The following is a 25,496-nucleotide window of genomic DNA, read 5'->3' as shown; positions in this document are numbered from 1 at the left end:
ATCGTTTTCGGCCAAGACCATGCCATGACCGTAAGGGTCACTCTCCGTGCCGGGCGCCGACGGCACTCGCCCGGCCCGCCCGCGCCCTCCCGTACGCGCCTGTCACGCGGGTGATGGTGAGGTGACGGTCATTCATGCGGAGGTACCGAAGGTCCGCCGAAAATTTTCCTGTGCCGGTACGAAAGGACGCAAGGATCGACCGAAAGTGATGTGGATCTTTTGACTCTGGAACGGTCGTTCGGTGAGTGTCCGTCATATGCCCGTCACAAACCGAGCCGCCACCGGTGGTCCGATGCGCCTGCGCGACTTCCGCCTGCTGCTCGCCGGAGCGGCCACCGGACAACTCGGTGCGCAGGTCACCCTGGTGGCCCTGCCCCTGGTGGCCGTCCTGGAACTGCACGCCTCCGCCTTCCAGGTCGGCTTGCTCACCGCCGCGGAGACCGCCGCCTTCCTGCTCGTCGGCCTCCCCGCCGGCGCACTGACCGACCGGATGCGCAAGCGGCCCCTGATGATCCGCGCGGACCTGGTACGTGCCCTGGCCATGGCCAGCATCCCCGCCGCGGCGGCCGCCCACGTGCTGACGCTGGTCCAGCTCTACGTCGTCGCGCTGGTCACCGGCGTGGCGACGGTCTTCTTCGACGTCGCCCACCAGAGCTACCTGCCGCAGATCGTGCCCCGCGACCAACTGGTGGCGGGCAACGGATCGCTGGAGACGGTCCGCTCCACCGCCCAGGTGACCGGCCCCGGTCTCGGCGGCGGGCTGGTCCAGCTCGTCGGCGCGCACCTCGCCGTCGTCGCCGACGCCGTCGGCTACGTGCTCTCCGCGCTGTTCCTGCTGCGCATCGACCAGCCGGAGCAACCGCCCGAGCCGGTCGCGGGTTCCTCCCTGCGCAAGGACATCGGCGAGGGCATCCGCTTCGTCACCGGTCATCCGCTGCTGCGCGTCATCGCCGGCACCACGGCCCTCGCCAACCTGTGCGCGGCCGTCCTCATGGCGACGCAGACCGTCCACCTCGTCCGTGTCGTCGGCCTCCGGCCCGGCGCGCTCGGGCTGGTGCTGTCCGCGTCGGCCGTCGGCGGACTGCTCGGCGCCCTGTGCGCCGGACGCCTCGCCGCCCGGTTCGGACAGGCCCGGGTCATCGTCCTGTCCGTCCTCGTGACCGGCCCGTTCGCCGTGCTGTGGCCGCTGTCGGACCACGGCGCGCCGGGCGCGGTGCTCTTCGCCACCGGGTCGACGGTCGTGTCCTTCGGCGCCGTCGTCTACAACGTCGCCCAGGTCAGCTTCCGCCAGGGACTGTGCCCGCCGCGGCTGCTCGGCCGGATGAACGCCACCCTGCGCTTCCTCATGTGGGGCACACTGCCGCTCGGCGCGCTCCTCGGCGGTGCCCTCGCCGGGGCCTACGGACCGCGTACGGCGCTGGCCTGGTGCGCGGCCGGTTTCCTCGTCGTACCGCTGCCGCTGCTGCTCTCCCCGCTGCGCCGGATGCGTGACCTCCCCGGCCCCGACGACATCTCCGACGACACTCCCGACGGCACCCCAGACGGCCCCGCGGTCGGGGCCGCGAGCCGGGCCGGCGCACCGGAGGACGACGGGACACCCGCTCCCGCGCCGACCGCCTGAACCCCGGCGCCGCCCCCCGACCCCCGGCGCCACCGCCCGGACCCGCGCCACGGCCGGCCACCGCCCGGCCGTCGTGCCGGCCGCCACCGCCACCACCGGCCGCGCGACCGCGGCGACGACAGGAAGGACCACGTGCTCAGCATCACGAGCCAGTACCTGGCCCGCTACCGGCAGCTCACCGTGGACGACCGGTCGGGCACCGTACTGCCCGTCACCGGGGCGCAGCGCCGTTTCGTGCTGGTGCGGGCGCTGGACCCGTCGGGACGTCCCGACGTGGTGCCGATGTTCTTCGCCTTCCCCCACGGAGCCGTCGATCCGGAGCGCCTGCGCTCGGCGGCCCGCCTGCTCGCCGCTCGGCACACCGCCCTGCGCTCGCGGCCCGTCGTCGTCCGCGGCACCCCCGTCCTGCGGGTCGGCGAACCCGACGTCCAGGTCACGCTGCCCGCTCCCGCACCCGGCGAAAGCCCGGCCGACACCCTCAGGCGCGCACTGGCCGCCTGGGAACCGCAGGGTCCACCGCTGCGGCTGTTCCTCGCCCGGGACCACGAGAACCAGGAGGAGGACCTCCTCGCCGTCGCCCTGGACCACGCCGTGTGCGACGGCCGTTCCCTCACCCGGATCGTCGAGGACCTGGGTACCGCGTACACCGAAGTCGCCGACGCCCATGCCCCCGCACCCGAGGAGACCGAGGCCGAACTCGACGCCTACCGCCGAGCCGTCCTCCTCCAGCTCGCCGCCGAGGAACGCGCCGACTCGCCCGGGGCGGCCGCCTATTGGGCGCACCGGCTGCGTGCCGTACGTGCGCGGGCACCCGGGCGCCGCCCGGAACGCGTGCCCGACGGCACCCTGCCGACCGGTGCGGCACAGGCCCGGCTGCCCGCCCACGAGGACGGCGTGCCGTTCCCCGGACTGCTCGACGCCTGCCGCTCCGCGGCCCGCTCGCTCTACGGCCCCGGCCACGTCGTCCCGCTCGGCTACCCGTGGGGCGGCCGCCCCGGCGGCGCGGCGCCGGTGATCGGCTGCTTCCTCAACACCGTCGTCTTCCCGCTCGTCACCGGCGACGAGCCGGACCCCGAGGAGACGGCCGACGCCTGGTGGGACGACCTGGAGCGGGCCGACGCGCCGTTCGACACGGTGGTGGCCGCCGCCCGGTCCGCCGGCTCGGGCTGGACCGGGAACCTCGACGGACTGCTGACCGTCGACGACGCCAGCCGCCGTCCGCCGCTCGTACTGGCCGGCGCCGAGGGACGGGAGACCGATGTCGACGGCAGACCGGTGCGCGGTCCCTTCGCCGTCTCCGTCACCCAGGGCGCGGAGATCCGGCTGCGGATGGTGTGGGACCGCGCGATCCTCGACGACGACACCGCGCTGGCGGCGTTCGACGCGCTGACCCGGGCACTGCGCCCGGTGGAGCGGCTGCCGCACTGACCCGCCCGCGCACCCGTCGCCCCGGGGGAACCGCGACCGCACCCGTCGCCCCCGGTAGAGCCGTGACCGCACCCGTCACACCCGCCGGCCGTGATCCCCCTGCCCCGGGGTCCGCGCCGCCGCCCGTTCCGCACCACCGCACGCGTGACCCACAGCGGTACCCGCATCACCGGCAGCACGCACATCACCCACATCACCCACCAACCAGGCGTCACCGCGCGACCCGTGGAGCCGCCCGCACGACCGGCACCGGCCACACCATGCCCGGCACCGGACACCCGACCCGACGACCTCAGGGACCACCATGCTTCCGCTCTCCTCCTCGCAGGAGATCGTCTGGCTGCACGAACAGATGCAGCCGGGCAGCCGTGCCTACAACTTCACCGCCTCGCTGGACCTGTGGGGCACCCTCGACACCGAGGCGCTGCGCCGGGGACTCACCGCCACCCTGGACCGCCACCCCGGGCTCCGCCTCGAACTCGTCACCTCCACCGGGTCCGTCCCCGGGCAGCGCGTCGCGCCGCGGTGCGCTCCGAGGCTGCGCACCGTCGACCTCGGCGACGCGGACGACACCGAGGAGGCCTTCGCGCGACTGCTGCGCGCCGAGGCCGAGACGCCGCTCGACACCTTCGAGGCACCGCTGATCCGCTGGACCCTCGTGCGCCTCGCCGAACGCCACCACCGGCTGGTCCACGTGGAGCACCACCTGATCCACGACGGGCACTCCTTCGCGATCCTCCTCGACGACGTCTTCCGCGTGTACCGCGCCCACGTCCTCGGCGAGCCCCTAGAACTCCCCGCCGCCCCGTCGTACGCCGACCACGTCCGCACCCAGGCCCGGGCCGCGTACGCTCCCGAGTCCCTGGAGTTCTGGCGCACGGCGCTGCTGGACCAGCCCCACGACCTGCCGCTGCCCGGCCTCACCCGCCCGGGCGCCCGCCGCAGGCACCGGGGCGGGCAACTGCGCCAGACCATCGGCGCCGACCTCGCCGAGCGGCTGCGCGCCCATGCCCGGTCCCGCGGCCTCACCCCCTTCGCCGCGCTCCTCGGCCTGTTCGCCGAACTCCTGCGCCGGCACAGCGGGCGCTCCAGGATGGTCGTCGGCACCGCCGTCGGCAACCGTCCCCGCGGCTACGAGAACGCCGTCGGCATGTTCGTCAACACCATCCCGCTCCCCCTCGACCTGGACGCCGCCGTCCCCGCCCAGGACACGATGGACGAGATCACCGACACCCTGATCCGCGCCCTGCCGCACCAGGACGTCCCGATCCAGGAACTGACCCGGGCACTCGGCCTGCACACCAGCGGCGCCGACAACCCGCTGTTCTCCGTCATGTTCAGCGCCCACGACGCGCCGCTGCCGGAGATCGACGTACCCGGCCTCGACATCACCCTCTTCGAGGGCTTCAACACCGGCACCACCCGCTTCGACCTCGACGTGGTGCTGCTGCCGGACGACCGGCGCGGTGTCACCCCGCGCCACGGCGCGCCGGGCATGACCCTGGTCTGGGACTACGACGCCGACCTCCTCGGCGAGGACGTCGCCCGGCTGCTCTGCGGCCGCTTCCTGGACCTGCTGCGCTCCTACCTGGACATGCCCCATGCGGCGCTGGCCGACCTCGCCCCCGCCGCGCCCGAGCCGGCCGCCGAGGCCCCGCCGGTACCGGCGGACCGCGACCCGCTCGACCCGGTGACCGCCCACCACCCGTCGCTGCCCGCCCTGTTGTGCGGTGCCCGCCGCCTCACCTACGGCGAACTCCACGAACGGGTCGGCGCGCTCGCCTCCCGGCTGCTCGCCGCGGGTGTCACGCCCGGCCGGCCGGTGGCCGTCGTCCTGCCCAGGAGCGCCGACTCGGTCGTCGCCCTGCTCGCCTGCCTGCGGACCGGCGCCGTCTACTGCCCGCTGTCCCCGTCCGACCCGCCGGCCCGGCTCGCCCTGCTGTTGGAGCGGCTCGCCCCCGCGCTCGTCCTGACCGGCGAGGGCGGCCCGGCTCTGCCGGACGGACTGCCGACCGCCCGCGTCGACGCGCCCGTACTGCCCGCGGCCCACGCGGCCGACGTGCTGCCCGGCGCCACGTACGTCATCCACACCTCGGGTTCCACCGGCACACCGAAGCCGGTGGCGGTCGGCCGCGCGGCGCTCACGCACCATCTGACCGCGACCGCCGACCGGTTCGGCCTGACCACGGCCGACCGGGTCCTGATGTTCGCCCAGCCCTCCTTCGACGTGGCGCTGGAGGAGGTGCTGCCGGCCCTGTACGCCGGTGCCTGTCTGGTCCTCCCCGAGTACGAGGTGCCCACCGGCGCCGAACTCGCCGGCCTGCTCGCGTCCGCCCGGGTCACCGTCGCCAACCTGCCCACCAGCTACTTCCTCGCCACCCGCGACGAGCTGCGGCCCGCGCTGCGCGACGGCGACTGGGCGCCCAGACTCCTGGTGCTGGGCGGTGAGCGGCTTCCCGCGCAGGCCCTGCGGGAGTTCCTGGCCGACACCGACGCCACCGTCCTGAACGTGTACGGCGTCACCGAGGCGGCCATCAGCTCCACCGTCCACGAGATCTCCCGCGACGCCCTCGCCGAGGGCGCCGAGATCCCGCTGGGCACCGAACTCCCCGGTGAGCGCGTCCACGTCCTGGACGCCCACCACCGGCCGCTGCCGTCCGGCGCCGTCGGCGAACTCGCCATCGCCGGACCCGGCCTCGCCGAGGGGTACGCGGGCAACCCGGAGGTGACGGCCGCCCGGTTCGTCACCGTGGACGCCCTCGGCGGAGAACGCGTCTACCTCACCGGCGACCTGGGCTACCGCGGTCCGGACGGCCTGCTGTACTTCCTGGGCCGGCGCGACAACCAGGTCAAGCTGCGCGGCCACCGCATCGAGCTGGAGGAGATCGAGGCGGCGGCGTCCGCGGCGCTCGGCGGCCGGTCCTGCGCCGTCGTCCTGGACCGCGAGGGCCCCGACGCGCCCCGCCTGGTCGGCTTCCTCGAGGACGGCGCCGACCGCGTGGACTTCGACGAGAAGGCGCTCCACACGGAGCTGAGCCGCCGGCTGCCCGGCCCGCTCGTGCCCGCCCGCTGGGCACGGCTGGACACCATGCCGACCCTGGCCGGCGGCAAGCCCGACCGGACCGCCCTGGCCCGCCGCGCCGCGGCCCTCGAACCGGTGAGCGCCACGCCGGCCGCACCGGACGCGGAGACCGCGCCGGCGGGCCCGGAGTCCGACGACCCGATGACGGCCCTGCTGACGGAGGGCTGGCGCGAGGTCCTCGGGCACAGCCGCTTCGACAGCCGCTCCCACTTCTTCCGCAGCGGAGGCCACTCCCTGCTCGCCGCCGAGCTGGCGGCCTGGCTGGAGCCCCGTCTCGGCACCCGCCCGCCGCTCAGGACGCTCTTCCGTCACCCCGTACTCGCCGACCAGGCGGGCGCCCTCGCCGCCACCGCCACCCCCTCCAGGGAGTCGTGATGACCCAGTCCCCGCCCGCCCCCGCCGCCGTACCCGCGCCCGCCGCCACCGTCGCCGCGCCGAGCGTCGCCCACGGTCCGGCCGCCGAGCCGACCGCCGTGCTCGCCCGCTTCGAGGACTGGGTGCGCCGCACCCCGCAGGCACCCGCCGTGATCGACGGCGCCCGGACCTGGACGTACCAGGACCTCGACACCGCCGCCACGGCCGTCGCCGTCGCTCTGGCGGACCGCGTGCGCCCCGGCGACCTCGTCGGGGTCTGCCTCGACCGCTCCGCCGCCCTCGTGGTGACCGCCGTGGCACTCGCCCGGACCGGCGCCGTCTACCTGCCGCTCGGCCCCCGCCCCGGTGAACGCCGCACCCAGGCCGTCACCGAGGACCTCGACGTCGCCTGCCTCGTCGGCGACCTCGGTGTCCTGCCCGCCGCCCACCGCACCGGCGAGTCGACCCCGCTGCCCCTGCCCACCGAGGGCGTGAACGCCCCCACCGCCGCGGTGGCGGTCTCCGTCGCCCACGGCCGAGGCACGCGGCGCGCCCCCGAAGGCGCCTTCTACGCCGTCCTCACCTCCGGATCCACCGGCCGCCCCAAGGCGGCGGCCGTGGCCGAGGGCTCGCTGTCCGTCGCCCTCGACTGGTACCGCGACGAGACCGGACTGGCCCCCGGGGACCGTCAGTCCCTGCTCATCGGGGTCGCCTTCGATCCCCATCTGCTCGAACTGTGGGCCGGGCTGACCTCCGGCGCCGCCCTCGTCCCGGCCCCCGACGACACCCGTTGGGACGCGCGCGTACTGACCGAGTGGTGGCGCGACGCCGCCGTCACCGTGTCCGTGGCGGCCACCCCCATGGTGGAGCCGCTGCTCGACCGGCCCTGGCCGCGCGACCTGAGCCTGCGCCACCTCGTCGTGGGCGGCGACCGGATGCGCCGCCGCCCCGGGCGCGACGTCACCGCCACCGTCCACAACGCCTACGGCCCCGCCGAGGCCACCGTGGTCACCACCACCCACGCCATGCGCGCCACCGACCCGGAGGCGGGCGACCCCGCCCCGCCCCCCATCGGCACCCCGCTGCCCGGTGTCACCGTCGTCGTCACCGACGACGACGGCCGGACCGTCCCGCGCGGCCAGGAGGGCGAACTGCGCATCGGCGGCCACTGCCTGGCCCTCGGCTACCTCGACCCCGAGCTGACCGCGGAGCGGTTCACCGCCCCGCCCCGGCAGCCGGCCCCGCCCGTGGCCGACCGCCTCTACCGCACCGGCGACCGGGTCCGGATGACCGCCGACGGCACCCTCGTCTTCCTGGGCCGCCTCGACGACCAGGTCAAGATCAGCGGCGTCAGGATCGAACCGGCCGAGGTGGAGGCCGCCTTCGAGCAGGACCCCCGGGTGCGCAGCGCCGTCGTCACCGTGCTGCGCGACCGGGCCGGACACGCCCGGCTCGTCGCGCACGTACGGCCCGCCGACGGCGCCGAGCCGGCGGCCGCGGACCTGCGCGCCGCGGTCCGGGCCTGGCTCCCCGAGCAGGCGGTGCCCGCGGCCGTACGGATCGTCGACGACTATCCCCTGGACGCCAACGGCAAGGTCGACCGGGCCGCGCTGTCCGCGCACCGTCCCGACCCGGCGCCCGCGCCCGCCACGGACGACCTCGCCGACGCCACACTCACCGAACACCTCGTCCTGACCACCGTGAGGGACCTCCTCGGCCGGCCCGAGACCACCCTCTCCGACAACCTCACCGACGCCGGCGGCACCTCCGTCGTCGCCGCCCGCCTGCTCGCGGCCGTCGAGAGCGCGACCGGCGTACGACCACGCGCCCACGAACTGCTGCGCAGCAGCGACCTGCGCGCCTTCGCCGCACTCCTCGACCAGCGCCTGACCCCGCGACCGGCAGGAGCCTGACATGGCACCCACCCTCCCGCAGCCCGAAGCCACGGCGGACCCCGCGCCCGCGACACCGCCCCGCACTCCGGCCGCCGCACCCGGCGAGCCCCCGGCCCGGGCCACGGCGCTGCCCGCGCTCGTCACCCGGCGCGCCGAACTCACCCCGGACGCCCTGGCCGTCGTCGACGGTGACACGACCCTCACCTACGGCCACCTGCTCCGGGCCGGCCGAGCCCTCGCCGCGCACCTGCGCGACCACGGCGTGGCCCCCGGTGACCGGGTGGCACTGCTGACGACCCGGTCGGCGCGCACGGTCGTCGCCCAGCTCGCGCTCTGGCTCGCGGGCGCCGTCTGCGTCCCCCTCGACCCCGCCCAGCCCCGGCCGCGCACCGAGGCGATGATCGGCGACGCCGGGGTGGCGCTCACCGTGGGCGACCCCAAGTTGCTGGACGCCACCGCGCTCACCGGCCCCGTCCTCGCCCTGCCCGAGGAGCCGCTCACGGACGGCCCCGAGCTGGACCACAGCGACCCCGGCGGCCCGGCGTTCATCATGTTCACCTCCGGCTCCACCGGCCGTCCCAAGGGAGTCGTCGTACCGCACGGCGCCATCGCCGAGCTGGTCACCGCACCGGACTACGTCACCGTCACCGCCCGCGACCGCGTCCTGTTCCACTCGCCCATGACCTTCGACGCCTCCACGTTCGAGATCTGGGTGGCGCTCGCCAACGGCGCCGCGGTCGTCGTCTGCACCGAGCAGCGGCCCTCGCTGGAGGATCTCGCCCGGCACGTCGAACGCCACGGTGTGACCGTCGCGTTCTTCACCACGGCCCTCTTCCACCAGCTCGCCGCCCGCCGCTCCCGCCTCTTCGGCCAGCTCCGCTCGGTCGTCGTGGGCGGTGAGGCGATGGCCGCCCAACCGGCCCACGCCGTCCTGACCGCCTTCCCCTGGCTGGAACTGGTCAACGGCTACGGGCCCACCGAGACGACCACCTTCGCCACCGCCCACCGCGTCACCGCCCACGACGGCGACGCCCCCGTACCGATCGGCCGGCCCATCGCCGGGGCCACCGCCCACGTCCTGGACACCGAAGGCCGGCCCGTCCCGGCGGGGGAGCGCGGCGAACTGTGGGTCGGCGGCAGCAGGCTGGCCCACGGCTACACGAGCCTGCCCGGACCGACCGCCGAACGGTTCGTCGAGCACCCGGCCGCGGGCCGGCTCTACCGCACCGGTGACCTGGTCTCCGCCCGCCCCGACGGCACCCTCGACTTCCATGGCCGCAACGACGACCAGGTCAAGGTCCGCGGCTTCCGCATCGAACCCGGGGAGATCGAGCACGCCCTGCGCCGGTACGACGACGTCGTCGACGCCGCCGTCACCGTCGACCGCGCGGGCACCGCCGAAGCTGGGCTCGTCGCCCTCGTGGTCGCCGCACCCGGACCCGTGCCCGCCGGTGCCGCGCTGCGCGAACGCCTGACCGCCGTCCTCCCCGCCCACCTGGTGCCGGACACGGTCACCCTGGTGGACCACCTGCCCCTCACCCCGGCCGGCAAGGTGGACCGGCGCGCCCTCGCCGACCTGGCCCGCACGGCCGGCAACAGCCGCCCCGACGCTCCGGCCGCGGCGATGACCCCCGTGGAACAGGCCGTCGCCGACGTCTGGAGCCGCTCCCTGGGCAGCGAGGTCACCCGCGCGGACGCCGAGTTCCTCGCCCTCGGCGGTCACTCGCTGCTGGCCCTCGCCGTCACCGACGACCTGCGCGAGGAACTCGGCGTCGAACTCACCCTCGCCGACTTCTTCGCCGCCCCGACCGTCGCCGCACAGGCGGCCCTGGTCGAACAGGCCCTGCTCACCGCCCACCACGATCTGCACCCCCCGACCCCGGAGCACCACGATGCCCACTGACGCCGACCCCACGGCGCCGACCCGGCGGCAACTCCAGCAAGAACTGCTGCGCCGGGCCCGGGCCGGCGCCGCCCGGCGCACCACCACCGCCCCCGGCGGCGCGGCCACCGCGGACGCCGACGGTCCCGCACCGTCCGGCACCCGGCCGGGCACCACCGTCCGGCACGGACGCCACCCGCTCTCCCGCGCCCAGCGCCGCATGTGGCTGATGGAACGGCTCGGCGGCGCCGGCGACTCCTACCACGTGCCGTTCGCCACCCGCGTGCGCGGCCCGTTCGACCCGGCCGCGTTCGCCACCGCCCTCACCGCGCTGGTGGCCCGGCACGAGATCCTGCGCACCCGCTACACCGAAGAGGACGGCACCCCCGGCCAGGAGGTGCTCCCGCCGCCGGCGGCCGTCCCCGTGCCCGTGGCCGACACCGACCCGGCGGACACGCCCGAGGCACTGCGCCGCGAGGCGGCCCGCCCCTTCGACCTCACGGCCGGCGAGGCCGTCCGGGCCCTGGTCCTGCGCCATGGACCGCGGGACCACACGGTACTGCTGACCTTCCACCACATCGCCGTCGACGGCGGCTCGCTCGATACGGTGGCGGCCGAACTCGCCGTCCTGTACGCGGCCGGCGACCAGGACGGCACCGAGCCGCTCGCCGCACCGCCGCAGTACGCCGACCACGCCCACCGCGAGCACGACGCGCTCCCCGGTCTGGAGGCCGAACTCGACCGGTGGGCGGGTCTGTTGGCCGACGCCGCACCGCCCGCACTGCCCCGGCCGACGACGGCCGCGGGGGGCACCGCCGCCCGACCGGCCGCCGTCCACACGGTGCCCCTCGCCCCCGGCCTGCCCGACGCCCTGCGCACGCTCGGCGCCGAACACCGCGCCACCCTGTTCGCGGTGTCACTCACCGCAGCCTTCGCCGCGCTGCACCGGCTCACCCGCGACGACGACCTCGTCATCGGCGTGGCGAGCACCCACCGCACCGGGACGGCCATGCGCGCCCTGGTCGGCCTCTGCGTCAACACCCTGCCCGTACGGGTCGACACCTCCGGCGACCCGTCCTTCGCCCGGCTCCTGCACCGGGTCCGCGACGCGCTCCTGGAGGCCCAGCGCCACGGGCGCCTCCCCTTCGACCTCGTCCTGGAACGCCTCGGCACCCAGGCACGCGGCACCGACGGCACCGGCCTGGTCCGCGTCACCTCCGACGTCCTCGGCGAACCCACAGTGCTCCGCCTGCCGGGCACGACCGCCGAGTACGTCGACATCGGCGTCGGCGACGCGAAGTTCACCCTGTCCTACGGACTCGACCTGGCCGACCCCACGCGCCCGGCGGCACTCGTCCAGTACGACCCGGGCGCACTGGACGACGCCGTGGCCCGGACCACGGTCCAGGACCACGCCCGGCTGCTGGCCGCGGCCGCGGCCCACCCGGACACCCCGCTGAGCGAACTCACCGGCCCCGGCACCCGTCCCGCACCCGCCGCGGACGACGCCGGCCACCCGGCGGCCCGGGCCCTGCGCGCCCACCCCCGGGTCGCCGACGCCGACGTGCACGAGCGCGTCGGGGAACGACCCGTGGCCTACGCCGTCCTGCGCGACAGCGTCGGCCCCCGCGGCGACGAACTGCTGGGCCTGCTGCGCCGGTCGCTGCCGCCCGGCGACGTCCCCGCCGCCGTCACCGTGCTCGACGCGCTGCCCCGCACGGCCACCGGCACCCTGGACCTCGCGCGGCTGCCCGGCGCGCCCGCTCCCACCGCGTCACCCGGTCCCCGCGCCGAGGCCGTCACGGAGACGTTCGCCGCCCTGCTCGCAACCGTGCCCGCACCGGACGACGACTTCTTCGCCCTCGGCGGGCACTCCCTGGTGGCCGTGCAACTCGCCGAACGGCTGCGCACACGGCTCGCGCTGCCGCTCACCGGCCTCGACGTCCTCCAGGCACGCACCCCCCGGGCGCTCACCGCGCTCCTCGACGAACGCGCGGCGCAGCAGAGCACCGCCAAGGCCGCGCGGAAGCCGGCCCGCTCCCGGGGCCCGCGCACCGGCACGGTCCTCGTCACCGGAGCGACGGGCGGCGTCGGCGCGTTCGTCCTGCGGGAACTCGTCGCCCAGGGCCGGCCCGTGCTGGCACTGGCCCGGCCCGAGTCGGCGCATCTGGTCGCCGGTGACGGCGTCGATGTCGTCGAGGGCGACCTGACGGACCTGGCGGGACTGCGGGACGCCGTCGCCGGCGCGGACGCGGTCGTCCACGCCGCTTGCACCTTCACCCGCCACGAGGTGGACCTGGCGGCCATGGAGGCCATGGTCGGGGCCTGGCGGCAGGGCCCCTTCGTCTTCGTCAGCAGCGTCGACGCCTACGGACACCCCGCCACGCACCGGGTCGCCGAGGAATCACCCGCCCAGGAACCGGTCAGCCCGTACGGGAGGACCAAACTCGACTGCGAGGCCCTGCTGTTGAGTGCCGCGGGGACCGGGGGACGCGGGGGAGCGAGTGCCGTGCGGTCACCCATCGTCTGGGGCGCCCACGACCGGCTGCGCGAACAACTGCGCTGGGGGGCCATCGGCGGGCTCTACCAGGCCGCCCGCACGGGCGCGCCGATAGACCTGCCCCGCCCCGGCACCGGGGGGAACGACTGGTACGGGGTGGCCTGGGTGCACGCAGCCGCCCTGGCCAGAGCGGTGACCGAAAGCCTGGACCGGCCCGTGCACGGCGTCGCCAACGCGTGCGGCGGCCACGTCTCCTGGCACGACCTGGCGCGGGACCTCGCACAACTCCTGGGCACCCGGGCCGACATCCGCGAGACCGACGAGGTCCCCCGGGACCTCGACCACCGCTGGAGCTACGACAGCGCCCGCCTGGCCCGGCCGCTGCGGGCTCGTCCCGGCGAGGACCGGCGGACCGTACTCACCCAGATGATCGAGGGCATGACCCACGACGACCGGTGAGCACCGCCGGCGTCCGTCGGCCGCCGGGCGGCCCCGGAACGTAGGCGGGTCCGGCCGGTGGCAGCGACCGCCACCGGCCGGACCCGCCTCTCGCGCCGAAACGCGGGGGTGCCGCACACGCCTCATCGAGCGTGCACGGCCGGGCGAAACGTCACTGTTCGAAAGGGTTCGGGCAGCTATGTACGGCGCACCTCCCGGGGGCCTGAGCGCCCGATGGGCACTCTGTGCGCCCTCCCGGTTCCCTCGGGTGACGGAAAGGATGGGTGCACCACACAGGAACCAGGTGATCCGCGGTCCCCTGCCCCCCGGCCGGGTGGATCGGCGGGCGGAGGGAGTTCACGGTGCTGCTTCTCATCTCCCCGGACGGCGTCGAGGAGGCTCTCGACTGTGCGAAGGCGGCGGAACACCTCGACATCGTCGACGTCAAGAAGCCCGACGAGGGCTCTCTCGGCGCGAACTTCCCGTGGGTCATCCGGGCGATCCGCGACGCGGTACCGGCGCACAAGCCGGTGTCCGCGACCGTGGGCGACGTCCCGTACAAGCCCGGCACGGTGGCGCAGGCCGCGCTCGGCGCGGTCGTCTCCGGTGCCACCTACATCAAGGTCGGCCTCTACGGATGCACGACGCCCGACCAGGGCATCGAGGTCATGCGGGCGGTCGTCCGGGCGGTGAAGGACCACCGCCCCGAAGCGCTCGTCGTCGCCTCCGGTTACGCCGACGCCCACCGCGTCGGCTGCGTCAACCCGCTCGCCCTGCCCGACATCGCCGCCCGCTCCGGCGCCGACGCCGCCATGCTCGACACCGCGATCAAGGACGGGACGCGGCTGTTCGATCACGTGCCGCCGGACGCCTGCGCCGAGTTCGTCCGGCTGGCCCACGCCGCCGGGCTGCTCGCCGCGCTCGCGGGCAGTGTCAAACAGGCCGACCTCGGTCCGCTCACCCGGATCGGCACGGACATCGTCGGGGTCCGCGGGGCCGTCTGTGAGGGCGGCGACCGCAACACCGGCCGGATCCGACCACACCTGGTGGCCGCCTTCCGGGCGGAGATGGACCGGCACGCCCGGGAGCACGCGGCCGGCGTCACCGCCGTGAGCTGACCGCCGGGATGCCGACCTCCGAGCCGCACCGCGTCCCCGGACACCGGGCCGCGCCTCTCCCCGTCGTCGATCCGGCCACCGCGGAGGTCTTCGACGAGGCCCCCGACCAGCAGCCGGACACGCTGGACGCCGTCGTCGACCGGTCCCGCCGCGCCTGGCACCGCTGGCGTGCCGATCCCGACGCCCGCACCACCGCGCTGCTCGCGGCGGCCGACGCCGTGGAGGCGGCCGGCGACGACCTCGCCCGGCTGCTCACCCGGGAACAGGGCAAGCCCCTGGCCGAGTCGCACGCGGAGACCGCCCGAACGGCGGCTCGCCTGCGATACTTCGCCGGCCTGGCCCCCAGGACCCGGCGGATCGCCGACGGCCGGCCCGTGCACAGTGAGATCCGCTGGCGCCCCCTCGGACCCGTCGCCGCGATCGTGCCGTGGAACTTCCCCCTCCAGCTCGCGGCGGCGAAGTTCGCGCCCGCGCTCGCGGCGGGCAACACCGTGGTCCTCAAACCGTCCCCGTTCACCCCGCTCGCCACCCGGCTGCTCGCCTCCGTCCTCGCCACCGTCCTGCCCGAGGACGTGCTCACCGTCGTCACCGGCCGCGAACCGCTCGGCGCCGGCCTCGCCTCCCACCCCGGCATCCGTCACGTCACCTTCACCGGCTCGGTGCCGACCGGGCGGGCCGTCGCCGGAGCGGCGGCGGCCTCACTCGCACGGGTCACCCTGGAACTGGGCGGCAACGACGCCGCCGTCCTGCTGGACGACGTCGAGGTGGACCGGATCGCCGACCGGCTGTTCTGGGCCGCCTTCCGCAACTGCGGGCAGGTCTGCATGGCGGTCAAACGCGTCTACGTCCCGGCCCGGCTCCACGCCCGGGTCGTCGAGGCGCTCGCCGAGCGCGCCAGGACCGTCACCGTCGGGCCCGGCCTCGACCCGGACACCCGGTTGGGACCGGTCAACAACGCCCCCCAGCTGGCCCGGGTCGAGGAGCTCGCCCAGCGGGCCCTGGCGGCCGGCGCCCGGGCCGCGGCGGGTGGCCACCGACTGGACCGGCCGGGCTGGTTCTTCGCCCCCACGATCCTCACCGACGTCCCGCCCGACAGCCCGGTGGTGACCGAGGAGCAGTTCGGTCCGGTCCTGCCGGTGCTGCCGTACCGGAGTCTCGACGAAGCGGTCGACGCCGCCAACGGCACCGGCTTCGGACTGGGCGGCTCGGTGTGGGGCACCGACACCGACCGGGCCGCGGCGGTGGCCGACCGGCTCGAATGCGGCACGGCCTGGATCAACCACCACGCCGAACTGTCCCTCGCCCAGCCCTTCGCGGGCGTCAAGGACAGCGGCGTCGGCGTGGCCGGCGGACCGTGGGGGCTGTACGGCAACCTGCGGCCGTTCGTCGTCCACCGGCCGGAGGAGGGACCACGGTGAGGTTCCGGGCGGCCGTACTGCGCTCGTACGAGGGCCCGTTCGAGGTCGAGGAGGTGGCCCTGCGGACCGAACCCGCCGCCGGCGAGGTCCTGGTCGAGATCGCCGGCTGCGGGATGTGCCGGACCGATCTCGCGGTCCGGCGATCGGCCGGCCGGAGCCCGCTGCCCGCGGTGCTCGGCCACGAGGGATCCGGGGTCGTGGTGCGGACGGGCGGCGGCGCGGACACCGGACTCGGCGTCGGTGACCACGTCGTGCTGAGCTTCGACTCCTGCGGGCACTGCCGCAACTGCCGCGGCGCGGCCCCCGCCTACTGCGACTCCTTCGCCTCCCTCAACCTCTTCGGGGGACGCGAGGACGACGCGCCGCGGCTCACCGACGCGGCCGGGGGAGCGCTGGCCCCCCGCTGGTTCGGCCAGTCCTCCTTCGCCGAGTACGCGCTCGTCCCGGCCCGCAACGCCGTACGGGTCGACCCCGCGCTCCCCGTCGAACTGCTCGGGCCGCTCGGCTGCGGCTTCCTCACCGGCGCCGGAGCCGTGCTGAACACCTTCGCCGCCGGTCCGGGCGACACCCTCGTCGTCCTCGGCGCGGGAGCCGTGGGGCTCGCCGCGGTGATGGCGGCCACCGCCGCCGGCGCGCTGACCGTGGCCGTCGACCGGCACCCCCGGCGGCTGGCCCTGGCCGAACGGTTCGGCGCGATCCCTCTGCCCGCAGCAACGGCCGGACAGGCCGAGCGAATCCGGCGGCTCACCGACGGCGGCGCGCGGTACGCGCTCGACACCACCGCCTCCGCCCCGCTCATCAACGACGCGCTCCGGGCACTGCGCCCCACCGGCACGCTCGGACTGGTGGCACGGCTCCACACCGCGCTGCCGCTCGAACCCGGCACGCTCGACGGGGGCCGCGGCATCCGCCACATCTGCGAGGGCGACGCCGTCCCCGCACTGCTGATACCGCTGCTGACCCGGCTCTGGCAGGCCGGCCGCTTCCCCTTCGACCAGCTCATCCGCACCTACCCGCTGGCCGGCATCAACGAGGCCGAACGCGACTGCGACGCCGGCCGCGTGGTCAAACCGGTCCTGCTCCCGGAGCGGACGAGCCGGTGAACGAGGCACGCGGCACCGAGAACCCACCCCGACCCACACCTGGACAGCTCCCGCCCCCGCTCCCCGCAACGGAGGAAGCATGACCGGCACGGCACCGCGGCACACGGACGTGGAAGGCGTGGACGGAGGTGTGGGCCTGACCGCCCTCCTGGTCGCCGCTGCACGGGCGATCGAGACCCACCGCGACGACAGCCTGGCCCGGGACGGCTACGCGGAACACTTCGTGCGCGCCGCCCCCGCCTGCGCGGACTGGCCGGTGCGCATCGACCAGGTCCCGGACGGGGACGGCAACCCGCTGTGGGGCCGGTTCGCCCGCTACTTCGGCCTGCGCACCAGGGTCCTCGACGACTTCCTGCTCCGGTCGGTCCGGACGGGCCCCCGGCAGGTGGTCCTGCTGGGCGCGGGGCTGGACACCCGCGCCTTCCGGCTGGACTGGCCGTCCGGCCGCACCGTCTTCGAGCTCGACCGGGCGGGCGTGCTGGAGTTCAAGCACCGGGTGCTCACGGACCTGGCGGCCACCCCGAAGGCGAAGCGCGTCGCCGTACCGGCCGACCTGCGCACGGACTGGGTCACCGCGCTGACCGGCGCCGGCTTCGACCCGGCCGCACCGAGCGTCTGGCTGGCCGAAGGACTCCTCTTCTACCTGCCGGGCCCCGTCGAGACGTACCTCATCGACACGGTGGACCGGCTGACCACCTCGGGCAGCGCGCTGGCCTTCGAGGCCAAGCTGGAGAAGGACCTGCTGGCGTACCGCGACAGCCCGATCTACACGGCGACGCGGGAGCGGATCGGCATCGACCTGCTCGATCTCTTCGACGCGGGGCCACGGCCCGACTCCGCGGGCGTCCTCACGGCCAAGGGCTGGTCCACCTCGATGCACACGCCCTTCGACTTCACCCGTCGGCACGGTCGTGGCCCCCTCCCCGAGCCGAACGACGCGCTGGAGGGGAACCGTTGGGTGTTCGCGCACAAACCCCGGCCGTGACGCCCGCAGCGCTCCGACGACGCGGTCAGACGGCCCGGGTACCCACCAGCCGGTCGCCCGGGATCCCGGCCCTGTCCGGGGCGTAGTACTCCTCGATGCCGGCGGCCCACGTGGCCACGGTGATGCGGTCCTCGGCGTCCGGGCCGAAGGCGTCGAACAGGGCGTGGATGTTCGCCTCCTCGAAGCCGATCGCCGTCATCAGCGACACGAAGAGGGGGCGCTCGATCAGACCGTCCCCGTCGGGGTCGCCGAGTGCGGCGAGCGCCTCGGCGAACTCGGTGATCGTGGGACCGAACCGCGCGGGATCGAGGACGAACGGACGGAACTCGTCCACGGTGATCACGCCGTCGCCGTCGCCGTCCAGTTCGGTGGCCAGCGTCGTCCACCAGCGGCGGAACGCGGCCCGGACGGCGGCCCTGGCGCCGTCGTCCGACGCGGTCGCCGCCTCCAGGACCCGGTCCGTCATCAGGTCGAAGTCGTCGGAGTCGATGACTCCGTTGCCATTGGCGTCGAAGAGGGAGAAGACCAGCTCGACCCGCTCGGCTGCCTCGGTTCGCATGTCCGTCACCTGTTCTTCCGCGACCCGGCGATGCCGGGCCTGCCCGATGAGTGCCTCCGCCTGACCCGGCGCGCGTGCGGCGGCCATGCCCCATGGAACCACCAGGAAGAGCCGCTGACGCTCGATCTTCGCATCTGGTGCCATAAGGACCACTCCTTGAACGTCTGTGGCACATCGGATGCCTCATCTGTGACAACCCGACCGCTCCGACCGATCCCGAGGCTCGGGCGTTCCCTTTCCTCGCTCCCAGCCGTTGATCCGGGGGGCGGCGGGCCGTCGGCGGACCCCTTGGCACGCGCGGCGGGACACACGGTGAACACCGGTGTCGCTGCACCCAGTTGCTGTTACCGAATGCGGACAAAGCCGAGTGAACGACGCTCGCCCCGACGTCATCTCCTGGGGTGTAGCGAAACAGCCGGCCGGTCACCCTGCGGGAGCGGGTGCCGTGTCCGGACAGACCACAGGGGAGCTTTCGTCATGACCACGCACATCGCCCGCCGTACCACCCGTTCCGCCGTCCTGGCCACCGTCACCGCCGCGCTGGCGCTGGGCCTGACCGCCTGCGGCGGCGCCGGCCATGACTCGAAGGCGGCGGGCGACGACCACGGCGCTGCCACCGTCCGGAGCCGGTCCGCGTCCACCGGGAACGGCAAGGGCGGCGCGGAGCAGGTCGAGAACGCCGGTCACGTCAAGGTGGGGGTGCGCTCGGCCACCGTCTCGGGCGGGGCGGAGGCGGTCGTGAGCAAGCGCGCGACGACCGGCGCCCAGGCGTGTCGCGGAGACGAGCTGCTGGTCACCGCAGAGCACCGGTTCGCCGGTCAGCAGGGTGACCACCTGCTGCTCACCGCGGTGAACGAGGGCACCAAGCCCTGCTGGGTCACCTCGTACCCGGCCGTGGTGCTCGACTGGAACGTCGACAACGTCGCGCTGCCGCACTCGAAGAAGGACAACCCGGGCGGCGACAAGCACATCACGCTCCGGCCCGGGGGCAAGGTCTACAGCGCGGTGAACCTCTTCGACTACGGCTCCAAGCACCACACGGCGCAGTCGCTCGCCTTCGCGCTGCGCGGCGCGGACGGTCACACCGGCCCCTTCTACTCCGTCGTCAACAAGGGCAAGAAGCCGCGGTTCAGCTGGAACGAGGCCGACGTGCTCAACTGGAACACCGAGAAGCCGTACGACTTCTGATCCGGGCACACCCGAGCGCGGGCCGGGGTGATCCGGCCCGCGCGAGCACCGTCCGGCCACAGCGGAAACCGGACGAGTCGGCACGCCGGTGAGTTCCGGCTCGGCCCGGCGAGGGCCTGGCCGATGTCCTGGCCGCGTACGCCGAAGCGGCCGAGCGGACCGACACGGTGATCGCCGGTGTCCGCGCGCGACCCTCTACCCGTTGCTCGCGGCAGCGGAGGCCCCGGCGCGATCCGTGGTTCCAGCCCTGGCAGCGGCTATGACGTCGTCGGTGCCGGGGCCGGGTGGTCAGCACGGGCGACGGTAGGGCACCCCGCCCAGGTAGTGGTGCCACTCGTCGTGGGTGAGAGGGGTGCCGGCCAACGCGCAGGCGTCGCCGACCACGCGCCCGAAGTCGCTCGACAGGGTGTGCGCGGTCCCGTCGAACACGCCGACGAACAGCTGTTTCCCGTCCGGGCGGAACCTGAGCCCGAGGACCGCCGTCGTGAATCCCGCGAGCACCGCTTCCCTGCGGGGCCGCCGCGACGAGCCGACCCGCCAGATGCGCGCCGTGCGGTCGTCGCTGCCGGCGGCCAGCAGGCGTCCGTCGGGGCTGAACTGGACGTTGCCGACCACGTCGGTGGGGCCTTCCAGCGCGGCGAGCAGCGCCGGGCGGCCCGCCCGGGTCACGCGCCACAGCTTGACGGGCTGCTCACCGCCGCCGGACGTCGCGAGCACACCGGTGCGCGGGTTGAAGGCGACGGAGAGGGCGGTCGTGGTGTGGGCCCGCCAGTCGGCCCGCTCGACGGGGTGCGCCGGTGACGTCATGTCCCAGAGGATGACGTGTTCGTCACCGCCCCCCGCGCTCGCCAGGAGCCGTCCGTCCGCGCTGAAGGCCACGGAGCGGACCTCGTCCCGGTGGCCGCGCAGGCTGGCACCACGGACGGGTTTCCGCAGGGACCGGGTGTCCCAGAGCACCACGTCCCCGTCGCTGCCGGCGCTCACCAGCGTCCGCCCGGACGGGCTGAAGGTGAGGGCGCGCACCGTCTTCGTACGCGTCCGCACACCGGCGATGCGGCGCGGTGCGCGCGGGTCGGAGATGTCCCACAGGGCGAGCACTCCGTCGGCCCCCGCGCTGGCCAGCACGGAACCGCCGGGGTGCATGGCGACCGCGTAGACCGCGTCCTTGTGGTCGGTGAGCACCGCCGTCTCGCGGGGTCGGCGCGGGACGCGCATGTCCCACAGCCGCACGGTGCGGTCCCGGCCACCGGTTGCCAGCACCGTGCCGTCGGGGCTGACGTCGAAGGCGTACATCTCGGCCTCGTGCGCGGCCCAGGTGGACATCAGGGTGCTGAGCAGCGCGTCCCGGCTGTGTCGGCCCGGCCGCAGCCGGTAGGCGGCCAGCGCGATCCGCGCGGCCAGGGCCGGCGCCGTGCGTGACAGTTCGGTGGCCGCCGCGCTCGCGTTGTGGGCGACGGCGTCGTCACGCTGGGCCGTGATCTCCCGGTCGGCGTGCAGGGCCAGGAGCGAGGTGGTCAGGGACACCGCGAGAAGCACCGCCGCCGCGGCGATCAGCAGGTGCCGTCGACGCCGGCGCCGGGCCGCCGCCGCGACCCGCGCCTCCTCCGCCGCCAGACTGGCGTCGAGGAACGCCCTCTCGCGTTCCGTCAGACCCGCGTCCTGGGCCCGGGCGAGCGGACGGACCGCGTCCAGGCGCGCGCCCCTGAGCAGCGCTCCCGGGTCCCGGCCCAGGCCCGTCCAGGTGGCGGCCGCCTCCGTCAGCTGCCGGCGGCTGCGCAGCACCTCGCGGCTCTCCATGAGCCATCCGCCGAGCCGCGGCCACCCGCGGATGAGTGCTTCGTGCGTCAGCTCCACGTGCTCGCCGTCCACGGTGATGAGCCGTTCGGCGGCGGCGCGGTCGACGATCGCCGTGGTGTCCGGATCAGGTGACAGCTCGGAGCGGCCGATGCGGCGCTTGGTGTCCTCGGTGCCCTCGCCGACGGCCACGAGCCGCAGGAAGAGGTGGCGTGCCGCGTCCTTCTGCCGGGCGCTCAGCGCCTCGTGGAACCGTTCGGCGGTGTGGGTGAGGGCGTGCTCGATGGAACCCGCGGTCCGGCAGGCCTCCATGGTGAGCAGCGTGCCCCGGCGGTGCCGCCAGGTCTCCCGGAGCGCGTGCGAGAGCAGCGGGAGCATGCCGGCGTTCCCCTGGGCCTGGGCGGTCAGGTAGGCCAGCAGCCGTCCCTCGACGCGGCAACCGACCGCGGCGGCGGGGCTACAGATGGCCCGGTGCAGTTCCTCCGCATCCATCGGCCCGAGCGTGACCATCGCGGAGTCGAGGGCCTTGGCGAGTCCGACGTGGGTGATGCAGTGGGCGTAGAAGTCCGCCCGGACGCCCAGGACGACCCGGCACACGCTGGTCTCGGCGCGGGCGGCCAGCAGCAGGGCGTCGATGAACCGGTTCCGTTCCTCCTGGCGCGGGCACAGGGTGAAGAGTTCCTCGAACTGGTCGACGACCAGCACCACCTCACCCCGCCCGGACCCCTCCCCGGCGATCTGACGCAGGTAGAGGTGCAGGTCGCCGGGGTGTGCCCGCACCTGCTCCAGCATGCGGCCGGGGGTGGTGCCGGCACGGGCCGCCAGGGCCACCGCCAGCTCCTCGAGCGGCCGGGCACCCGGGGTGAGCGTGACGACGTCCCGGCCCTCGGCGCGCAGGCACGGCAGCAGGCCCGCGCGCAGCACCGAGGACTTGCCGGCTCCAGAGGCGCCGAAGACGCTGACGAACCGTTGTTCCGCGAGCCGCGCGCGCAGCTGTTCGACCACGCGTTCGCGTCCGAAGAAGAACCGGCTCTGCCGCGAGCCGAAGGGGGCGAGTCCCGGGTAGGGCGAGGCGTCCGCGTCCGGCGGGGGAGCACCGGTGGCGGCACCGCTCCCGGCGAGCGCGATGTCGCCGGCCGTGGCGTGCCAGCGGGCCTCCCACCGCGCCACGTCGCCGCCGCAGGCGCCGACGTAGGCGCGGGTCACCTCCAGTGACGGCAGGCTCCGGCCGGCGGCGGCGCTCGACAGCGTCCCCACCGAATAGTGGGCGCGGGCGGCGAGAGCCCGGTAGGAGGGCCCGCCCGCCGTCCGGCGCAGCTCCCGCAACTCGGCGGCGAACCTCACCACCGGGTTGTCGCCCTCGGGAAGCGGTGACTCCTTGCGTGGCATGTTTCCCCCGATCCGATGCGTTCCGCGACAAGTGTCGCCGCCCGGTGGAGGCCGCCGTCGTGTGATCGATGCTTTTCGGCCCGCTGGTCACGGGTGGTCCGGCGGGGGCCGGATCCCTCGCCCGGGTGACGCCGTACGAGCCGGGGCGCCTCACGGTCCGGGCGGTTCGGGCCGACCGCGGCGACGCGATTGTTCGCGGTTGATTGTTCATCGCCGTCGTCCGGAGACCGAACAAAGAACCTCGGATATCGCTGAGGTGGGAGGCCGGGGACGAACCCCCGGCCGCGCGATCCCTCACACCGTCACACGGGAGGCTCCATGCGTTCGGTACTGGTTGCGGCAGCGGTGTTCGGCCTGGTCCTGGGAAGCGGGGCGGCCGCCGGCGCCGCGGAGACGGCCCGGTCCGCCGGCCCGGGCTGGACGTGCGCGAAGGACGTCTGTCTCCGGGTGGGCGACGAGGCCCGGCTCAAGGACGCGCACGGGTGCAACCACAAGGTCTGCGTCACCGTCTCCGGCAACGCCTCCGGCTACACGACCCGCGGCATCTACGGCGGCTCCAGCCGGTTCTACGGCCACATCAACGTCTGGGGTCCCGGCATGCGGGTCGAGGGCCGGGACAGCGCCTACCCCGGCGCCACCGGATCGGGCCGGGGCTCCGGCCAGACGTGCGCCGAAGGGTGGGAGCTCTCCGGCGGCACCTACACCTCCGTCGGCCTGCCCTGCGAGGAGGTGAGCTGACCCACGGGCCCGGCGGCCCGGGCACGAGGTGAGCGGTGGCCGGCCGCACGGGGGCCGGCCACCGCCACCGGCCGGCCCCGGACGGTGCTCACTCGATGTGCCCGGTGCCGGGGTCGACCTGCGCGAGGAAGTCCCTGATGGCCTCTTCGAGAACGGCCCGGCCGACGTGTCCCGGCGGATGGCTCCGGAACCCGAACCCGTACCGCGGATCGGGCCCGGTCAGCCAGGCGACGTCGTAGGTGCCCGGGCTGTCGTCGGACCGGCTGATCTCGAACTCCTCACCGTCCACCGACATCCGCAGCGGCTCGTCCGCCGACATCACGCCCTGCCTCCCCCGGCCCCGGGGACGCACGCGCACGGGGCCGCTGTCACCTGAACGTACCGGTTCACCGGATGGTGAAGTCGGCCGACCTCGTGTCCAGCGTCGTACGGCCGTCCTCGGTGGTGGCCAGGACGGCGACGTGCCACCGGCCGCGCGGGGAGGAGTCGGCCTCGGCGGGGGTGACGTCGGCGGTGTAGGTGCAGCGCGCGGTCTCGTCACCGGACGGCTCACAGCGGGCCGACTCGACGCCGGCCATGTCGTCGGCGGTCAGGCCCCGCTCGGCGAACGAGGACCGCGCCGGCCACGCCAGGACCTTCACCTTCTTGACGCCGGAGGGTGCCGTGACGTCGGCGGTGAAGGTCAGCGAGCCCCGGCGGTGGCCGTCGGGGGCGGTGTAACGGGCGGCGCCGTGCGTCACGGACGGTGGCCGGTCCCCGGCGTGGGCGACGGCGAAGGCCCCGGCACCCGTGAGGACGACGGCGCCGGCGACTACGGACAGGACGGTACGTCGTGACATGGGGAACGCCCCTCACAGGCTCGGATGTGTGAGAACCGGCGCTGTCTGCCGCGCCGTTGCCTCCATACTGGCCGCGCGCCGGGCCCCGGGCATGAGCGCGCGTACCCACACCGGCCCTGAGTGATGCCGCGCCCGGAGTGTGAGCGCACGGGGACCGCTCCCCGGGTGTCCGCTCGACGGAGGTTCGTACGGCCGCGGGCGGATCAGCTGTTGCGGCGGACGATGGAGGCGTTCAGGGCGGTGGCGAAGCCGCACCAGGCGGCGTACGGCAGCAGCGCGCGGGCCGCCGTCCGGTCGGTGCGCGCGGTCCGGCGCAGGAGGTCGACGTTGCTCACGTCCAGCAGCAGGGTCCCGGCCAGCCCGGCCCGCGGGCTGCGGCGGGCGAAGAACAGCCAATTCCATCCCGCGTTCAGCAGCAGGTTGACGGCGAGACTCCCCGTGAGCGCCGCCCGCTGCCGGGCGTCCGGGGCCCTGCCGAGCGCGTGACCGGCCGCGTACGCGATCGTGCCGTACAGCGGTGTCCACACGGCACCGAAGGCCCGGGGCGGTGGCTGCCAGTCCGGCTTGCGCAGCGAGCGGTACCAGGCGCTGTCGGCGTCGACCGCCGCGGCACCGGCCAGGGCGGTCGCGGCCACCGCCGTCGCCGCCGCGCCGTAGCGCCGCCAGGGCCGAGGGGACGGGACGGCGGTGTGCGCCGCGGTGAGCCTCATACCTCACAGGTGCCCCGGCGGCGGCACCCCTCACACCGGGGACCGGGTCCGCGGGGACGACGGTGGCCGTCACCAGGGGGCGTCCGCCCGTTTGCTGAGAGGGCGTCAGGGAAAGCGGGCCGCATGGATCACAGTGCGCTGGTGCGGGCCGCGTCCGAGAGCGGCGGTTCCCGCCCTTTCCTCATCCTGTTCCTGTGCCTGTTCCTGATCACAGGCCTGGTCCAAGTCGTCCGCCCTCGACTGCTGTGGCGGCTCAACAGCCGCCTTCAGCGGGGCTGGGTGAAGGACCCCGCGGGGACCGAGCCCACCCGCAGGGGGTACGCGATGTCGCGGGTGTCGGGGCTGCTCTTCCTGGCGGTCGCCACCTGGATGCTCGTACAGCAGTTCTGAAGCGGGAGTGAGCCGACCGGGGCAGAGCGAAGAGAACCGGAACACATCGGCCCGCGCACCGGGGC

Annotated in this window: 18 protein-coding genes; 13 read left to right on the top strand and 5 right to left on the bottom strand. The window is 74.9% G+C overall.

The window, feature by feature from the left end:
- The first annotated feature begins 256 nt into the window (after positions 1 to 256).
- The 10 genes from ACIQVT_RS02605 (at position 257) to ACIQVT_RS02560 (ending at position 17,824) form a co-directional block, all read left to right on the top strand.
- The gene (locus ACIQVT_RS02605) at positions 257 to 1,621 is read left to right on the top strand and encodes an MFS transporter (protein ID WP_403746267.1); all 1,365 of its coding nucleotides are present in this window, start codon (positions 257 to 259) and stop codon (positions 1,619 to 1,621) included.
- 132 nt (positions 1,622 to 1,753) lie between these two features.
- Positions 1,754 to 3,049, top strand: coding sequence for a condensation domain-containing protein (locus ACIQVT_RS02600; protein ID WP_403746264.1), 1,296 nt, complete (start codon positions 1,754 to 1,756; stop codon positions 3,047 to 3,049).
- A gap of 304 nt (positions 3,050 to 3,353) precedes the next feature.
- Positions 3,354 to 6,506, top strand: a complete 3,153-nt coding sequence (locus tag ACIQVT_RS02595) for an amino acid adenylation domain-containing protein (protein ID WP_403746261.1) — start codon at positions 3,354 to 3,356, stop codon at positions 6,504 to 6,506.
- Positions 6,506 to 8,398 (top strand): non-ribosomal peptide synthetase, encoded by a 1,893-nt coding sequence (locus ACIQVT_RS02590; protein WP_403746257.1) that lies wholly within the window; start codon positions 6,506 to 6,508, stop codon positions 8,396 to 8,398. The genes ACIQVT_RS02595 and ACIQVT_RS02590 overlap by 1 nt, the downstream gene beginning before the upstream one ends.
- Position 8,399: 1 nt before the next feature.
- The gene (locus ACIQVT_RS02585; RefSeq protein ID WP_403746254.1) at positions 8,400 to 10,283 is read left to right on the top strand and encodes an amino acid adenylation domain-containing protein; all 1,884 of its coding nucleotides are present in this window, start codon (positions 8,400 to 8,402) and stop codon (positions 10,281 to 10,283) included.
- Positions 10,273 to 13,221 (top strand): condensation domain-containing protein, encoded by a 2,949-nt coding sequence (locus ACIQVT_RS02580; RefSeq protein ID WP_403746251.1) that lies wholly within the window; start codon positions 10,273 to 10,275, stop codon positions 13,219 to 13,221. Before ACIQVT_RS02585 ends, ACIQVT_RS02580 begins: the two co-directional genes overlap by 11 nt.
- 341 nt (positions 13,222 to 13,562) lie before the next feature.
- Positions 13,563 to 14,318, top strand: coding sequence for a (5-formylfuran-3-yl)methyl phosphate synthase (locus ACIQVT_RS02575; RefSeq protein ID WP_403746249.1), 756 nt, complete (start codon positions 13,563 to 13,565; stop codon positions 14,316 to 14,318).
- A gap of 8 nt (positions 14,319 to 14,326) precedes the next feature.
- Positions 14,327 to 15,736 (top strand): aldehyde dehydrogenase family protein, encoded by a 1,410-nt coding sequence (locus tag ACIQVT_RS02570; protein ID WP_403746246.1) that lies wholly within the window; start codon positions 14,327 to 14,329, stop codon positions 15,734 to 15,736.
- On the top strand, positions 15,733 to 16,839 hold the full coding sequence (locus tag ACIQVT_RS02565; protein ID WP_403746243.1) for an NAD(P)-dependent alcohol dehydrogenase: 1,107 nt from the start codon (positions 15,733 to 15,735) through the stop codon (positions 16,837 to 16,839). The genes ACIQVT_RS02570 and ACIQVT_RS02565 overlap by 4 nt, the downstream gene beginning before the upstream one ends.
- Positions 16,840 to 16,918: 79 nt before the next feature.
- Positions 16,919 to 17,824: a class I SAM-dependent methyltransferase gene (locus tag ACIQVT_RS02560; protein ID WP_403746240.1), complete on the top strand. Its 906-nt coding sequence runs from the start codon at positions 16,919 to 16,921 to the stop codon at positions 17,822 to 17,824.
- 25 nt (positions 17,825 to 17,849) lie between these two features.
- Here ACIQVT_RS02560 and ACIQVT_RS02555 read toward each other — a convergent pair whose 3' ends face one another.
- The gene (locus ACIQVT_RS02555; protein WP_403747864.1) at positions 17,850 to 18,383 is read right to left on the bottom strand and encodes an EF-hand domain-containing protein; all 534 of its coding nucleotides are present in this window, start codon (positions 18,381 to 18,383) and stop codon (positions 17,850 to 17,852) included.
- A 477-nt stretch (positions 18,384 to 18,860) separates the two neighbouring features.
- Between ACIQVT_RS02555 and ACIQVT_RS02550 the strand changes: the two genes are divergently transcribed.
- Positions 18,861 to 19,571, top strand: coding sequence for a DUF4232 domain-containing protein (locus tag ACIQVT_RS02550; protein WP_403746237.1), 711 nt, complete (start codon positions 18,861 to 18,863; stop codon positions 19,569 to 19,571).
- A 288-nt stretch (positions 19,572 to 19,859) separates the two neighbouring features.
- On the opposite strand, the gene ACIQVT_RS02545 is transcribed toward ACIQVT_RS02550, so the two are convergent.
- A complete protein-coding gene (locus ACIQVT_RS02545; RefSeq protein ID WP_403746234.1) occupies positions 19,860 to 22,754 on the bottom strand; it encodes an XRE family transcriptional regulator in 2,895 nt (964 codons plus the stop codon).
- A gap of 318 nt (positions 22,755 to 23,072) precedes the next feature.
- Between ACIQVT_RS02545 and ACIQVT_RS02540 the strand changes: the two genes are divergently transcribed.
- Positions 23,073 to 23,492: a hypothetical protein gene (locus tag ACIQVT_RS02540; RefSeq protein ID WP_403746231.1), complete on the top strand. Its 420-nt coding sequence runs from the start codon at positions 23,073 to 23,075 to the stop codon at positions 23,490 to 23,492.
- 88 nt (positions 23,493 to 23,580) lie between these two features.
- Here the strand turns inward: ACIQVT_RS02540 and ACIQVT_RS02535 are convergent, their stop codons facing one another.
- From ACIQVT_RS02535 to ACIQVT_RS02525, 3 genes are all read right to left on the bottom strand, one after another.
- Positions 23,581 to 23,811, bottom strand: a complete 231-nt coding sequence (locus ACIQVT_RS02535; RefSeq protein WP_403746229.1) for a hypothetical protein — start codon at positions 23,809 to 23,811, stop codon at positions 23,581 to 23,583.
- A 67-nt stretch (positions 23,812 to 23,878) separates the two neighbouring features.
- Entirely contained in the window at positions 23,879 to 24,331 is a 453-nt protein-coding gene (locus tag ACIQVT_RS02530) for a DUF5707 domain-containing protein (RefSeq protein WP_403746226.1), read from the bottom strand.
- Between the two features lie 203 nt (positions 24,332 to 24,534).
- Positions 24,535 to 25,041, bottom strand: coding sequence for a TspO/MBR family protein (locus tag ACIQVT_RS02525; protein WP_403746222.1), 507 nt, complete (start codon positions 25,039 to 25,041; stop codon positions 24,535 to 24,537).
- Between the two features lie 123 nt (positions 25,042 to 25,164).
- On the opposite strand from ACIQVT_RS02525, the gene ACIQVT_RS02520 reads away from it, so the two are divergent.
- Positions 25,165 to 25,431 (top strand): DUF6199 family natural product biosynthesis protein, encoded by a 267-nt coding sequence (locus ACIQVT_RS02520; RefSeq protein WP_403746219.1) that lies wholly within the window; start codon positions 25,165 to 25,167, stop codon positions 25,429 to 25,431.
- The last annotated feature ends 65 nt before the right edge of the window (positions 25,432 to 25,496 follow it).

It is taken from the genome of Streptomyces sp. NPDC100445, assembly GCF_044759735.1.
Lineage (GTDB): Bacteria > Actinomycetota > Actinomycetes > Streptomycetales > Streptomycetaceae > Streptomyces.
Note: the sequence above shows the minus strand (reverse complement) of the source record. Positions and strands in the feature narration are given on the sequence as shown.

What these genes read in the sequence shown, in the direction of transcription:
- ACIQVT_RS02570 (WP_403746246.1), top strand. Translation starts at nt 14,327, where the DNA reads ATGCCGACCTCCGAGCCGCACCGCGTCCCCGGACACCGGGCCGCGCCT.
- ACIQVT_RS02555 (WP_403747864.1), bottom strand. Translation starts at nt 18,383, where the DNA reads ATGCGAACCGAGGCAGCCGAGCGGGTCGAGCTGGTCTTCTCCCTCTTC.
- ACIQVT_RS02595 (WP_403746261.1), top strand. Translation starts at nt 3,354, where the DNA reads ATGCTTCCGCTCTCCTCCTCGCAGGAGATCGTCTGGCTGCACGAACAG.
- ACIQVT_RS02535 (WP_403746229.1), bottom strand. Translation starts at nt 23,811, where the DNA reads ATGTCGGCGGACGAGCCGCTGCGGATGTCGGTGGACGGTGAGGAGTTC.
- ACIQVT_RS02525 (WP_403746222.1), bottom strand. Translation starts at nt 25,041, where the DNA reads ATGAGGCTCACCGCGGCGCACACCGCCGTCCCGTCCCCTCGGCCCTGG.
- ACIQVT_RS02540 (WP_403746231.1), top strand. Translation starts at nt 23,073, where the DNA reads ATGCGTTCGGTACTGGTTGCGGCAGCGGTGTTCGGCCTGGTCCTGGGA.
- ACIQVT_RS02520 (WP_403746219.1), top strand. Translation starts at nt 25,165, where the DNA reads ATGGATCACAGTGCGCTGGTGCGGGCCGCGTCCGAGAGCGGCGGTTCC.
- ACIQVT_RS02580 (WP_403746251.1), top strand. Translation starts at nt 10,273, where the DNA reads ATGCCCACTGACGCCGACCCCACGGCGCCGACCCGGCGGCAACTCCAG.
- ACIQVT_RS02585 (WP_403746254.1), top strand. Translation starts at nt 8,400, where the DNA reads ATGGCACCCACCCTCCCGCAGCCCGAAGCCACGGCGGACCCCGCGCCC.
- ACIQVT_RS02605 (WP_403746267.1), top strand. Translation starts at nt 257, where the DNA reads ATGCCCGTCACAAACCGAGCCGCCACCGGTGGTCCGATGCGCCTGCGC.
- ACIQVT_RS02545 (WP_403746234.1), bottom strand. Translation starts at nt 22,754, where the DNA reads ATGCCACGCAAGGAGTCACCGCTTCCCGAGGGCGACAACCCGGTGGTG.
- ACIQVT_RS02530 (WP_403746226.1), bottom strand. Translation starts at nt 24,331, where the DNA reads ATGTCACGACGTACCGTCCTGTCCGTAGTCGCCGGCGCCGTCGTCCTC.
- ACIQVT_RS02550 (WP_403746237.1), top strand. Translation starts at nt 18,861, where the DNA reads ATGACCACGCACATCGCCCGCCGTACCACCCGTTCCGCCGTCCTGGCC.
- ACIQVT_RS02560 (WP_403746240.1), top strand. Translation starts at nt 16,919, where the DNA reads ATGACCGGCACGGCACCGCGGCACACGGACGTGGAAGGCGTGGACGGA.
- ACIQVT_RS02590 (WP_403746257.1), top strand. Translation starts at nt 6,506, where the DNA reads ATGACCCAGTCCCCGCCCGCCCCCGCCGCCGTACCCGCGCCCGCCGCC.